This is a genomic window from Ensifer sp. WSM1721, assembly GCF_000513895.2.
GTDB lineage: Bacteria > Pseudomonadota > Alphaproteobacteria > Rhizobiales > Rhizobiaceae > Sinorhizobium.
In genome coordinates, this window is record NZ_CP165782.1 from 2,748,651 (window position 1) to 2,762,468 (window position 13,818).

Here is a 13,818-nt window from a genome sequence, read left to right on the forward strand (position 1 = left end):
TTAAGCGGCGAAAACAGTCTGGTCATCGCGGATGAAGCATACGCCTTACGACGGCTCGTCGAAGCCTTTCACGATCGGGCTTGTTCAACTCGAGCCCGAGCGATGGATAGAACCGGACGATGCCCTCGACGACTATCTGCAGGAGAAGGCCAGGCTGCTGGAAGGGCAGCACGACGCTATCTTCGTTGCGGAGGATGGAACGGAAGCCGCTCAGGCGGAGCTACTGAACAGCTTGGCCGAATACCTTCCGCGCTGTTACCCGCACATCTACCGGCGCGACGGCGATGCGATGGTCGTCGGCAAGCGTCGCGTGCCGTTGAGCAGCGAGGCCGCGCTCGTGACGGCCGGATCGCTGGTGCAGGACGATCTGGCGATCATGGAATGCAAGGAGGGCGATTGGCGCCTGACTGCAGCCTATGTCGCCTTTCCCTCCTCCTGGTCACTCGCCGAGAAGTTCGGCCGGGCGATGCACGAGATCCATGCGCCTGTGCCCGGCTTCGAAGCCGGCACCCGCAATGCGGAGCTGATCGTCCGCATGTTCGACAAGCTGCCCGCTGGCCGGCTGGTCGAGCGCTTCAACTGGGCGGTCAACGTCGACGGCGCGCTGCATCTGCCGAAATCGAAGTCGGAAGGCATCGGCGCCGAGGCCGTCACGCTCGCGGAAGACGGGACCTTCATCCGCGTCGAACGGCAGACCCTACGCAAATTGCCGCAGACCGGCGCCATCGTATTCACTATCCGCATCTATTCCGATCCGCTGGCGGCGCTGAGACGCCGGCCGGATGCGGCCGCGCTCGCCCGGTCCTTCATCGGCCAGCTCAGCGAGCTGACGCTGCCGCAAGCCGCTTACAAGGGACTCGTCAGCAAGCGGGAAGCCCTGATCGCGACCTTGCTGGAGATCGCCGGTTAAGCAAAGTCTTAAGTCTCGGTTGACCCGCCGGCCCTTTATTGTGACAGGAATCTGTGCTCTACAGCGCCGCGCGTCTATTCGGACGCGCCAAGGCCGCTGTAGCACTTCAAGTTGCTGCATGGCTTTAAGTCATGCAGCAGGCACAGGACGGAATGCCAGGCGCGCTTTGCGCCTATTCAACCTCTGCACAGGGACGTTCTCAGGAGAAAGACAAAAATGGCAGACACCACCTACCCGGTTTACGGCGAGATCACCGGCCCGATCGTGATGATCGGCTTCGGTTCGATCGGCCACGGCACCTTGCCGTTGATCGAGCGCCACTTCAAATTCGACAGGAACCGGTTGATCGTGGTGGAGCCGCGCGAGGACGCCAAGGACACCGAGATCTTCACGCGTCACGGCGTGCGCCATGTCAAGGCCTACGTCACGAAGGACAACTACAAGGAACTCCTGAAGCCGCTCCTGACCGAAGGCGGCGGCCAGGGCTTCTGCGTCAATCTCTCGGTCGACACGTCCTCGCTCGATCTCATGAAGCTCTGCCGCAAGCTCGACGTTCTCTACATCGACACGGTCGTCGAACCCTGGCTCGGCTTCTATTTCGACACCGAAATGGACAATGCCGACCGCACCAATTATGCGCTGCGCGAAACGGTGCGCCGTGAAAAGGAAAAGAACCCCGGCGGCACCACGGCGATTTCGACCTGCGGCGCCAATCCCGGCATGGTCTCCTGGTTCGTCAAGAAGGCGCTCCTCAACCTCGCCGACGACCTCGGCATCAAATATGAGGAGCCGCATCAGGACGACCGCGAAGGCTGGGCGAAACTGATGAAGAAGGCCGGCGTCAAGGGCATCCACATCGCCGAACGCGACACTCAGCGTACCAAACACCCGAAACCGCTCAACGTCTTCTGGAACACCTGGTCGGTCGAGGGCTTCATCTCCGAGGGCATGCAGCCGGCAGAGCTCGGCTGGGGCACCCACGAAGAGTGGATGCCGAAGAACGCGAAGAAGCACAAGAAGGGCTGCAGGGCGGCGATTTATCTCGAACAGCCGGGCGCCAACACCCGCGTGCGCACCTGGTGCCCGACGCCCGGTCCGCAATACGGCTTCCTCGTGACCCATAACGAATCGATTTCGATCGCCGACTTCTTCACGATCCGCGACAAGAATGGCGAAGCCGTCTATCGCCCGACCTGCCACTATGCCTACCATCCGGCGAACGACGCAGTGCTGTCGCTGCACGAGATGTTCGGCAATGGCGGCACGCCGCAGCCGGTGCATCACGTTCTCGACGAGACCGAACTGGAGGACGGCATCGACGAACTCGGCGTCCTCCTCTACGGCCATGAGAAGAACGCCTACTGGTACGGCTCGCGGCTGTCGCTCGAGGAAACCCGCCGCATCGCGCCCTACCAGAACGCCACCGGCCTGCAGGTGACGAGCGCCGTTCTCGCCGGCATGGTCTGGGCACTCGAGAACCCGAAAGCGGGCATCGTCGAGGCGGACGAGATGGACTACAAACGCTGCCTCGAGGTGCAGCTTCCCTATCTCGGTCCGGTCGAGGGCCACTATACCGACTGGACGCCGCTCGACGGCCGTCCGGGCCTCTTCCCGGAAGACATCGACACCAGGGACCCCTGGCAGTTCCGCAACATTCTCGTTCGCTGATCTCGCCACAAACGGTCGCAATCAAGCCCGGAGCGAGCCGCTCCGGGCTTTTCATAGATGTGGGTCAAGCACGACGCTCGCTTCCACTCTTGCTTTCAACTCTTGATCGCGGCATGTTCTGCGCGAAATGAGGCGGCCCGCCCTGCGGCGCGAGTGCAACGCCTGCCGGATAAAGTCGCTGCGGCGCCCAAGATCGCTGCTCATTTGCCGCCAAGGCGGTTCCGGTCGAGCGGAATGTGCGCTAGAGCGGGGCGAGCAAAAGTGTGTAGCGGTTTTGCGTTCGCATCCCGCTCCAACTCGTGACGCGGGAGAAAAGCCGATGAAGCCATTCGCCACTCTGACCCTCCTGGCAACCGCCGCGCTGCTGGCATCTTGTCAGTCTTCACCGCGACAAATCCGGGAAGTGCCGTCGAATCGGACATCGGGTGTCGAAGGCTCGTGGGTCGACCCGAACGGCATCGTCTCCACCTTCGCCGGCGGCACCTTCTCGACACGCACGACCGACACCAACCAGCTTCTCGCTTCCGGGACCTATGTGAACGTCAACCCGACGCTCGTCGAGATCAACATGACATCGCTCGTCCGCAACACCCAGTCCAGAGTGAACTGCGCGCTGGCGACGCCAACTCAGCTGAACTGCACGACGGACTCGGGCGCACAGTTCTCCCTTGCGCGTCACGGCTGAGTGCACCATCCGACAGACAAGGCCCCGATCCGGGGCCTTTCGTATTTCTGAGCTGGCTTAACCCTATTTGGAATCCGGCAAAGAAGACATGTGTTTATCGCTTGAAGTCACTCTCGACTGGTGAAAACATCGCCCCGGGAAACCGCCTCGGCCGAGGAGGGGAACTCTTGGATCAGGAAGCGAGATGCGGGCGGAAAAGCCGTATGCACGCCTTGGTCAAGCTCTGGAAATCGGCCGGCAGCAACAGGCAAACAGGAGCACATCATGATCCGATATATGCGAGCCGGCCTCATCACCGCTTCCCTTATCGCCCTCTCGTCAGGCGCCGCTTTCGCCGATTATGAATTGAACATCCTGCACATCAACGATCTTCACTCGCGCATCGAATCGATCAACAAGTTCGACTCGACCTGCTCGGCCGAGGAAGAAGGCAAGAACGAGTGCTTCGGCGGCGTCGCCCGTCTCAAGACGCTGATCGACCAGAAGCGCCAGGAACTCTCCGGCAAGAACGTGCTGCTGCTCAATGCCGGCGACAACTTCCAGGGATCGCTCTTCTTCACGACCTACAAGGGCGCCGCCGAGGCGGAGTTCCTGAACCTCATGAAATTCGACGCGATGACCGTCGGCAATCACGAATTCGACGAAGCCGAGGACGGGCTTGCGAGCTTCCTCGACAAGGTCACCTTCCCCGTCGTCACCGCCAACGTACTGCCGAGCCACAAATCGAAGATCGGCGATCGGATCAAGCCGTCGATCGTGTTGGATCTCGGCGGTCAAAAGATCGGCATCGTTGGCGCGGTCGCCAACGATACGCCGGAACTCTCCTCGGTGGGGCCGGACATCCTGATCGGCGAGGACGTGGCGACGATCACCAGCGCCGTCGAGGAGTTGAAGAAGCAGGGCGTCGACAAGATCATCGCGCTGACCCATGTCGGCTACCCGCGCGACCTCGCTGCCATTGCCAAGATCCCGGATGTCGACGTGGTCGTGGGCGGCCACTCGCACAGCCTCCTCTCCAACACCGACGAGAAGGCTGAAGGCCCCTACCCGACGATGGTCGACAACCCCGGCGGCTACAAGGTTCCGGTGGTCCAGGCCGGCTCCTACAGCAAATATCTCGGCGACCTCGTCGTCACCTTCGACGACAGCGGTGTGGTGAAGACCGCGAAGGGCGATCCGATTCTCGTCGATTCTTCCGTCAAACCGGACGAGGCGGTGGTCGCGCGCATCAAGGAGCTCGCCAAGCCGATCGAAGAGCTGAGGACGAAGGTCATCGCCAAGACGGAAGCGCCGATCGACGGATCGCGCGAGAATTGCCGCGCCAAGGAATGCGAGATGGGCAGCCTCGTCGCCGACGCCATGCTCGACCGCGTCAAGGGCCAGGGTGTGACGATCGCCATCACCAATGGCGGTGGGCTGCGCGCCTCGATCGACGGCGGCGACGTGACGATGGGCGAAGTCATCACCGTGCTGCCCTTCCAGAACACGCTTTCCACCTTTCAGTTGAAGGGCGCCGACATCCGCGCTGCGCTGGAAAACGGGCTGAGCCAGGTCGAGGAAGGCGGCGGCCGCTTCCCGCAGGTCGCGGGCCTCAAATATTCCTTCGACCGCTCGAAGCCCGCTGGCAGCCGGCTTGTCTCGGTCGAAGTGAAGGAGGGAGAGAGCTTCGTGCCCCTCGATCCGGAAAAGACTTATTCGCTCGTCAGCAACAACTTCATGCGCGGCGGCGGCGATGGCTATTCGGTCTTCGAGACCAAGGGCGAAAACGCTTACGATTACGGGCCGGGGCTAGAAACGGTGCTTGCCGACTACCTTGCCGCGCATCAGCCGTTCAAGCCGTATACCGACGGCCGGATTACGGAAGTCGCCGCCGCGGCAGCAGCGCCTGCCACCGAAGCGGCTGCCGAACCCAAGCCGGCCGAGAGCGGCGGCGCAGCACCCACGCCCCAGCCGTCACCCGAAACCGCAGCGGCACCGAAGCCCTCAGCGCAACCTGCCGGTGGCCCGCAGAAACACGTCATCGTGAAGGGCGACACACTCTGGGATCTCGCCGAGTCTTTCTATGGCAACGGCGTTGAGTGGAGGAAGATAGCGGCGGCCAATGGCGACCCGGCGCCGCGGGCGCTCGAGATCGGTCGGGAACTGGAAATTCCGGCCGAGTAAGACAATTTGCCTCTATCTTGTTGGCCGGCGCGGGCTTTTCCGCGCCGGCTTTTCTTTTTAGAAGAGTTTGAAACTAAAAGGCGCTCTCCCACCTATTAGGCCTACAGCGCCCATGAGGAATAACATGACCGCCGCACCGAACGCCGCCGCTCACCCCTCTGTCCAGTTCGGGAAAATAGGCGTGCTGCTTGTCAATCTCGGCACGCCGGACGGCACCGATTTTGCCTCCATGCGCCGCTACCTCAAGGAGTTCCTGAGCGACAAGCGCGTCATCGAGTGGTCCCGGCTTTTCTGGTATCCGATCCTCTACGGCATCGTGCTCAACACGCGCCCCCGCAAGGTCGGCAAGGCCTATGAGCTCATCTGGAACAAGGAGCGGAACGAAAGCTGGCTCAGAACCTACACACGCAACCAAGCCCAGCTCATGGCGGAGGGCTTTGCCGATCAATCGCAGGTCATCGTCGACTGGGCGATGCGGTACGGTCAGCCGTCGATCGCTTCGCGCATGGAAGCGCTGCAGAAAGAGGGCTGCGAACGCATCCTCGTCTTCCCGCTCTACCCGCAATATGCGGCCGCAACGACCGCAACGGTCAACGACAAGGCCTTCGAGGCGTTGTTGAAGATGCGCTGGCAGCCGGCGCTGCGTACCGTTCCGCCCTACCATGACGACCCGGTCTATATCGATGCACTCGCCGCCTCGATCGAGCGTCACCTCGCAACGCTCGACTGGGAACCGGAAGTGGTGCTTGCCTCCTTCCACGGCATACCGAAGAGCTACTTCGATCTTGGCGATCCCTATTATTGCCAGTGTCAGAAGACAGCCCGCCTGCTGCGCGAAAAACTCGGCTGGCCGCAGGAGAAGCTCATGGTGACCTTCCAGTCGCGCTTCGGGCCGGAGGAGTGGCTGCAGCCCTATACGGACGCAACCGTCGAGAAACTCGCCAAGGACGGCGTGAAGCGCATCGCCGTCATCAACCCCGGCTTCGTCTCCGACTGCCTCGAGACGCTCGAGGAAATCGCCGGCCAGGCGGCCGAAAGCTTCCTCCACAACGGCGGCGAGAAATTCGCGCATATTCCCTGCCTGAACGACAGCCCGGAGGGCATGGCGGTGCTCAACCACGTGGTGCGCCGCGAACTGAAAGGGTGGCTTTAAGGGATTCCCCAACCCGCCTCGCGAGCGATTTCCCCTTAAGATACGATTGGTTAACCACGTGCCTTTACCATTGGGAAACGATTGCAATCAGCTTCGCGGATAGACGGCAGATGGTGCCCAGAATTCCACGCTCGATCACGGCGGGCGCCCTGCTTGCGGCAAAGCGGGCGTGGCTGCTCGCGGGCTGTGCCGTCCTCGCCTGCACGCCGGCGGGCGCGCAAAGCCTCGCCAATCCGCCGCTCCCGAGCAATGGTGCCGCGACAGCCGCGGCCTCGGCGAGCAATGTACCGGCCATCACCGACCCGCAGACGACCGGCGCGGTCGCCGGCACCGACCTGCCTCCGGCACTCGACGAGGACTTCAACCGCCTGAACCGGCGCGAAGAGACGATCGACGGCCTGCGCATCCGCATCGATCCGGATGCCGGCGAGGCGCCCGGTATCCGCATCGGCACCTTCGTCCTGAAGCCGGCACTCAGCGAAACCTTCAACCACGAACGACAGAAAAACGGCGGCAGCAGCGAGAGCCGGAGCTTTCTGGAAACCGGGCTCAAGGGATCGCTCACCTCCGACTGGTCTCGCCACCAGTTGAGTGTCACGGGTGAAGGCGTGCTGCAGGACAACATATCGGGCGAAGGCGAGGAGGAGCCGCGCGCCGACCTCGACGCCGAGTTGCGCCTCGACCTGAGCGACGAGACGATCGCGAGGCTAAGAGCCGGCTACAGCTTCGAGCGCGAGGACGCCGACGACCCGAACGCCATCGCCAATGCCGAGACGCAATCGGGCGTCAACACCTATCGGCTGGGGGCGGCGGTCGAGCGCGACCTCGGCCTCATTCGCGGCTCCGTCGGCCTCGATTTCGAACGCAGGACCTACGGCGATGTCGAACTCGACAACGGCACGACGCTTTCACAAGGGGACCGCGACCGCAATCTTGGCACCCTTACCGGCCGTGTCGGCTACGAGCTTTCGCCGGCCCTCATCCCCTTCCTCGAGGCCTCCGCCGGCCGGTCGATTTATGACTTGCGCCGGGACATGTTCGGTTTCGAACGCTCCTACCAGAATTATGCGGGCCGCGTCGGCATGGAGGTCGATCTCGGCGAGAAGCTCAATGGAGAGCTGGCGCTCGGCTACGAGACCTTCCGCTTCGAGGACGACCGGCTTGCGGATTTGAGCGGGCTCTCGGTCGACGGACGCGTCAACTGGTCGCCGCGTCGCGGAACGGACGTCCTCTTCGGTTTGCTGACCTATCTCGACCCGTCGACCACACCGGGCGAGACGGGCTCGATCAATTACGAGCTGACCAATGTGATCACGCATCAGTTGCGCTCGACGCTCGTCGCGAGGCTCTCGAACAGCCTGACGCTGCGCGATTTCCCGTCAGACGCCTCTTCCTCGGACGAGACCACCTGGCGCACCGGCGCCGGTCTCACCTGGGACATGAGCCGCTACGTCGCACTGACCGGAGACGTAAGCTACGAACGCACGAACCGGGATCGCGGTGTCTCGAGCGATACGACGCGCGTCGGCGTGGGCCTCACGCTACGGCGCTGAAACCGCACCGCCCGGATGGCCCGGGCTTAACTTATCGTCGGCTGGAAATAGAATGGCCGCGCCCGAAGACGCGGCCCAATCGCCAGTCAAAGACGGATCACTTCAGCCCCTGCAGCAGCGCCTTGAGCGGTCCTTCGACCGTGGGGCGGATATCGCCGCGTTCGAGCGCGAAGGCGACGTTCGCAAGGATGAAGCCGTCCTTCGCACCACAGTCGAAGGTCTCGCCGCGGAAGTGGTAGGCGGCGAAGGGTTGGCTTTCGGCAAGCTTCACCATGCCGTCGGTCAACTGGATCTCGTTGCCGGCGCCGCGTTCCTGACGCTCGAGAATCGGGAAGATTTCCGGCTGCAGGATATAGCGGCCGTTGATGAAGAAATTCGAGGGAGCCGTGCCGCGTGCCGGCTTCTCGACCATCCTGGTAATCTTGAAGCCGTCGCCGATCTTCTCGCCCACGCCGACGATGCCGTATTTGTGTGCCTGCTCGGGCGCGCATTCCTCGACCGCGACGACATTGCCGCCGCTCTGCTCATAGAGCTCGACCATGCCCTTCAGGCAGCCCTTCTCGCTCTTCATGATCATGTCCGGGAGAAGCAGCGCGAAAGGCTCGTTGCCGACGAGATCGCGCGCGCACCAGACCGCGTGTCCAAGCCCGAGCGGCGCCTGCTGACGCGTGAAGCTCGTCGTGCCGGCCTTCGGCAGCATGGCTTCGAGCAGCTCGATCTCCGCCTTCTTGTTGCGCTCGCGAAGCGTCTGGTCCAGTTCGACCTGGATGTCGAAATAGTCCTCGATGACCGCCTTGCTGCGACCGGTCACAAAGATCAGATGCTCGATGCCCGCTTCAAGCGCCTCATCGACGACGTACTGGATGACCGGCTTGTCCACCACCGTCAACATCTCCTTCGGCACCGCCTTGGTGGCGGGAAGAAAACGCGTGCCGAGCCCCGCGACGGGGAAAACGGCTTTGCGGACTTTGCGCTTGTCGGTCATGGACATCTCCTTGCAGTGAGTTCAGTCTAGCCTGAAACAGGCAAATGGAATTGAAATTAGTCGCCGTCTGCCACTTTTTTGCAAAGGAAGACGACGCAGTCATTTCATGGTAAAGACTTTGTTGACTTCGTTTCTGTAGTCTTCTCCATTAACCGACACGGCTGCGGCCGTTCGGCCCTCAAGAAGGACCGCATGCTGCACTTCAGCGGCCCGCTGCGGGTAACATTGCAGAATCCGGAGTAATGGGTCCGGCCTGAACGCCGGCTGAACGCTCCGCCGAGAAACGGAACCGACAGCAGATGATCAAAAACCGCAGGACGTTCTTCCGACATATCGCCGCCGCTCTCATCGTTGCCGCCGCGTTTGGTTCGTCGCCCGCGCGCGCGGATGCTGGTTTTCAGAAGTGGATCAACAACTTCTACGCAACCGCCGCCAAGAGCGGCATTACAGAAGCGACTTACCGCAGGGCCTTTGCCGGCGTGAAGACGCCCGATCCGGCCGTGCTCGAAAAGGCCGCCTATCAGCCCGAGTTCAAGCACAAGATTTGGGAATATATCGACTCGCGAGTCAATCCGTACACCAAGCGCATCGGTCAGGAGATGGCGGCCAAGCATGCGCGCACGCTCAACGCGATCGAGCGGCACTACGGCGTCGACAAGACCATCCTGCTGGCGATCTGGTCGATGGAATCGAATTACGGCGCCGTGCTCCAGAAAGATGACCGGCTGCACTACGTGCCGCGCGCGCTCGCAACCCTTGCCTATGCCGATTCCAAGCGGGCGAAATTTGCCAGAACCCAGTTGATTGCAGCGCTGAAGATACTGCAAAGCGGCGACATCACCCCCCGCGAGCTGACGGGCTCCTGGGCGGGCGCCATGGGTCACACGCAGTTCATCCCCACGAGCTACCTGCTCTATGCCGTCGACGCCGATGGAAACGGCCACCGCGATATCTGGAACTCGGTCCCGGATGCACTCGCAACGGCTGCCAATCTTCTCAGGAAGAACGGCTGGCAACCGGGTGAGACCTGGGGCTATGAAATCGTGGCACCGGCCAATGCGGCGAAATATTCCGGGCAGACGAAAACGCTCGGCCAATGGGCAGCGCTCGGCTTTGTCCGTCCCGACGGCCGGGGCTTCCGCAACCCGAAAGTGCGGGCCGAGCTCAAGCTGCCGGGCGGCGGCAAAGGCCCGGGATTCCTCATGACGCGCAATTTCTTCGTCATCAAGCGCTACAACGCGTCGGATTCCTACGCGCTCGGCGTAGGTCTTCTCGCCGACCAGATCGCCGGCTATGCCGGCATGCAGCAGCGCTGGCCGCGCCCGGACGGATCGCTCGACATCAGCGAGAAGTTCGAACTCCAGAACCGTCTCAAGGAACTCGGTTATTACGACGGCGAAGTGGATGGAAATTTCGGCTCCGGCTCGAAGGCCGCGATCCAGGCTTTCCAAACGCAGAACGGCCTGACGCCGGATGGCGAGCCGACGCAGCACCTTCTGCGCGCCCTGCGCAAGTAAACGCTCGCCACTCTTCCAAATCACAGCGATTTGCGATCTTCGATCCCAAATCGCCGTGATTTGGCGTATGGTGAGAGCACCCTGCCAATTCGACGGTAAGTAATCATGTTTAGAACCAGAGATGCCGGGAAAGGGTCGCTTCTCATGCGTTTTGCGCCAGTCTTCGCGGCTGCCGCGGCGATGCTTGTCACCGGCTTCTTTGCCACCATGGCCGAGGCGCAAGAGCCGGTCCCAAGGCGCAATATGCTGCAGAGGCTCTTCGGCGTCTTCACTCCCCAAAGACGCATCTATTACGAGGATCAATACGATTTTCCACGCCAGCCTCGGCCGCGGCGCGTGCAGAAACGCCGCGCGCAGCCGTCGGAGCCGCAACGGACGCGCCCGAGCCGTACCGCAAAGCCTCGGCCCGCCATAGCACCGCCGCCGGCGCCCGTGGTCGTCGAGAAGTCCCCGGATGCGAAAAAGGTCCTGGTCGTCGGCGACTTCGTCGCCGACAGCCTCGGCGACGGCCTGGAGGTTGCCTTCGAAATGACGCCCGGCATTGCAGTCGAGACACGCGCCAACGGCTCCTCGGGCCTTGTCCGCAACGACTATTTTGACTGGCCGAAGGTCCTGCCCGATTACATCGCGGAACTCAAACCCTCCGTCATCGTCATCAGCCTCGGGGCCAATGATCGCCAGGGAATGCGCACGGGCGATGTGAAAGAGAAGTTCCGCACCGATCTCTGGACAGAAGAATATCGCAAGCGCGTCAACGCTTTCGCGACGCTCGCGCGCAAGGACAATCTGCCCGTGCTCTGGGTCGGCATGCCGCCCTTCCAGTCGACCGCCATGACCGCCGACATGGTGACCTTCAACGGCATCTATCGCGAGGAGGTAGAGAAGGCGGGCGGGCAGTTCATCGACATCTGGGACGGCTTCGTCGACGAGGAGGGGAAGTTCGTCCTGACCGGCTCAGATATCAACGGCCAGCAGGTCCGCCTGCGCGGCTCGGACGGCATCAACCTGACGAAGGCAGGCAAGCGCAAGCTCGCCTTCTATGTCGAGAAGGACATCCGCAAGCTGCTGGGCGAGGCCGCAGCCACGACCGATGTGCCCGGCGCCGAGGAACTGAAGGATCTGGTCGTCACGGCACCGCTCGCCAACGAAGACATCGTCAAGACGCAGCCGATCAGCCTGACCGATCCGGAACTCGACGGAGCAACTGCCTTGCTCGGGGGAAATGCTCCGCTGAAGAGCACCGGCAAGAGCCCCCGCGATCTTCTCATCGAGAAAGGCGAGGTCGTCGCCGCTCCGCCTGGACGCGTGGATGATTTCCGGCTTGCGAAGCCGGAGACGGTGATCAGCAAGCCGCTGATGCGGAATTGAGTGCGGGCCTGTTTTGGCAAAGGAAAGCCGACACAGGCCAAGCATGATCGGTGGATGTTGATTGCCACCCTCTACGGTTGTCATCCTCGGGCTTGACCCGAGGATCCATGCGCGGAGCGCGGCTGACCTCTGGGTGCGGTTGGATGCCAGCAGGCCCGTGCTTGGATCCTCGGGTCAAGCCCGAGGATGACGCCGGCAAATCAGGCACCGTACGCCCGCAAATAGCCCCGCTAAGCTACCAGACCCATAGGAGGCAGCTCAAGCTGCCTACCGCGGCAGCACCGTCGAGCCCATCAGCGCCTCGTCGATCGCGCGTGCTGCCTGGCGGCCTTCGCGGATCGCCCAGACGACGAGCGACTGGCCGCGGCGGACGTCGCCGGCCGCCCACAGCTTTTCGACCGAGGTCTTGTAATCCCGCTCGTTGGCGACGACGTTGGTCGAGCCGCGGCGGTCGGTGTTGAGCGTCAGCTTGTCGCCGAGGTCCTGGAGCACGCTGCTGGTGAACGGACCACGGAAGCCGATGGCGATGAAGGCGAGGTCGGCCTTGATGACGAACTCGGTGCCGGCGACCGGCTTGCGGCGCTCATCCACCTGACAGCACTTGACGCCCGTCAAGTTGCCGTCCTCGTCGCCGATGAATTCGAGCGTGGCAACCTGGAACTCGCGGACCGCGCCCTCGGCCTGACTGGAGGAGGTGCGCATCTTTGTCGCCCAGAACGGCCAGACGGCGAGCTTGTCCTCCTTCTCCGGCGGCTGCGGACGAATGTCGAGCTGCGTCACCTTGACAGCGCCCTGACGGAAGGCGGTTCCGACGCAGTCGGACGCCGTATCGCCGCCGCCGACGACGACGATGTGCTTGCCGCCGGCAAGGATCGGCTCGGACGGCCAGCCGATACTGTCGATGTTTTCGCGCCCGAGGCGGCGGTTCTGCTGCACCAGATAGGGCATGGCGTCGTGCACGCCGACGAACTCCACGCCCGGAATGCCGGCATCGCGCGGGGTCTCGGAACCGCCGCAATAGAGCACCGCGTCGTTCTCATCGATGAGCTTCTGGACGGCTACGTCGACGCCGACATTGACGCCGCAGTGGAAGGTGACGCCCTCGCCCCGCATCTGCTCGATGCGGCGATCGATGAAGTTCTTCTCCATCTTGAAATCGGGAATACCGTAGCGCAGCAGCCCGCCGGGCTTCGACTCGCGCTCGTAGACGTGGACCTCGTGGCCCGCACGGGCAAGCTGCTGGGCGGCGGCCATGCCGGCGGGGCCGGAACCGATGACGGCGACCTTCTTGCCGGTCTTGGTGACGGCCGGCTGCGGCACGATGTAACCCATCTCGTAGGCCTTGTCGGCAATCGCCTGCTCGACCGTCTTGATTGCCACCGGCACATCTTCGAGGTTCAGCGTGCAGGCTTCCTCACAGGGCGCCGGGCAGACGCGGCCGGTGAATTCCGGGAAGTTGTTGGTCGAATGCAGGTTACGGATCGCCTCGTCCCAATTGCCGTTGTAGACGAGATCGTTCCAGTCCGGGATCTGGTTGTGCACCGGGCAGCCGGTCGGCCCATGGCAATAGGGAATGCCGCAGTCCATGCAGCGAGCGGCCTGCTTCTGCACTTCCTGGTCGGACATCGGAATGGTGAATTCACGGAAATGGCGGATGCGGTCCGATGCCGGCTGGTACTTCGCCACCTGCCGGTCGATCTCCAAAAACCCAGTAACCTTGCCCATCTTACGATCCTGATATCTTCAAATCTGAAACAGGCGCCCCCAGGGCGCGCGTGGTCGCCCCCGCCACCGGAGACCGGATCGGGGGCCGCTG

Annotated in this window: 10 protein-coding genes; 8 read left to right on the forward strand and 2 right to left on the reverse strand. The window is 62.7% G+C overall.

Translation table 11 applies throughout. The features are described 5' to 3' along the window. The first annotated feature begins 31 nt into the window (after positions 1-31). From M728_RS13495 to M728_RS13520, 6 genes are all read left to right on the forward strand, one after another. On the forward strand, positions 32-910 hold the full coding sequence (locus M728_RS13495) for a DUF3445 domain-containing protein (RefSeq protein ID WP_026620327.1): 879 nt from the start codon (positions 32-34) through the stop codon (positions 908-910). A gap of 216 nt (positions 911-1,126) precedes the next feature. Beyond that, positions 1,127-2,578, forward strand: a complete 1,452-nt coding sequence (locus tag M728_RS13500) for a homospermidine synthase (protein WP_026620328.1) — start codon at positions 1,127-1,129, stop codon at positions 2,576-2,578. 319 nt (positions 2,579-2,897) lie between these two features. Continuing rightward, positions 2,898-3,263, forward strand: a complete 366-nt coding sequence (omp10, locus tag M728_RS13505; RefSeq protein WP_026620329.1) for an outer membrane lipoprotein Omp10 — start codon at positions 2,898-2,900, stop codon at positions 3,261-3,263. A 264-nt stretch (positions 3,264-3,527) separates the two neighbouring features. Further along, a complete protein-coding gene (locus M728_RS13510; RefSeq protein ID WP_026620330.1) occupies positions 3,528-5,426 on the forward strand; it encodes a 5'-nucleotidase C-terminal domain-containing protein in 1,899 nt (632 codons plus the stop codon). 124 nt (positions 5,427-5,550) lie between these two features. Continuing rightward, a complete protein-coding gene (gene hemH, locus M728_RS13515) occupies positions 5,551-6,579 on the forward strand; it encodes a ferrochelatase (protein WP_026620331.1) in 1,029 nt (342 codons plus the stop codon). Positions 6,580-6,689: 110 nt separating this feature from the next. Then, positions 6,690-8,132: an outer membrane beta-barrel protein gene (locus tag M728_RS13520; RefSeq protein ID WP_026620332.1), complete on the forward strand. Its 1,443-nt coding sequence runs from the start codon at positions 6,690-6,692 to the stop codon at positions 8,130-8,132. A 97-nt stretch (positions 8,133-8,229) separates the two neighbouring features. Here M728_RS13520 and galU read toward each other — a convergent pair whose 3' ends face one another. After that, positions 8,230-9,117 (reverse strand): UTP--glucose-1-phosphate uridylyltransferase GalU, encoded by an 888-nt coding sequence (gene galU, locus M728_RS13525; RefSeq protein ID WP_026620333.1) that lies wholly within the window; start codon positions 9,115-9,117, stop codon positions 8,230-8,232. Positions 9,118-9,416: 299 nt separating this feature from the next. Between galU and M728_RS13530 the strand changes: the two genes are divergently transcribed. Together M728_RS13530 and M728_RS13535 are read left to right on the forward strand one after the other, a co-directional pair. Next, positions 9,417-10,634, forward strand: coding sequence for a lytic murein transglycosylase (locus tag M728_RS13530; RefSeq protein WP_026620334.1), 1,218 nt, complete (start codon positions 9,417-9,419; stop codon positions 10,632-10,634). A 105-nt stretch (positions 10,635-10,739) separates the two neighbouring features. Beyond that, complete coding sequence (locus M728_RS13535; protein WP_026620335.1) at positions 10,740-12,002, forward strand: DUF459 domain-containing protein; 1,263 nt, start codon at positions 10,740-10,742, stop codon at positions 12,000-12,002. Between the two features lie 267 nt (positions 12,003-12,269). Here M728_RS13535 and M728_RS13540 read toward each other — a convergent pair whose 3' ends face one another. Continuing rightward, a complete protein-coding gene (locus tag M728_RS13540; protein WP_026620336.1) occupies positions 12,270-13,727 on the reverse strand; it encodes a glutamate synthase subunit beta in 1,458 nt (485 codons plus the stop codon). Positions 13,728-13,818: the final 91 nt, after the last annotated feature.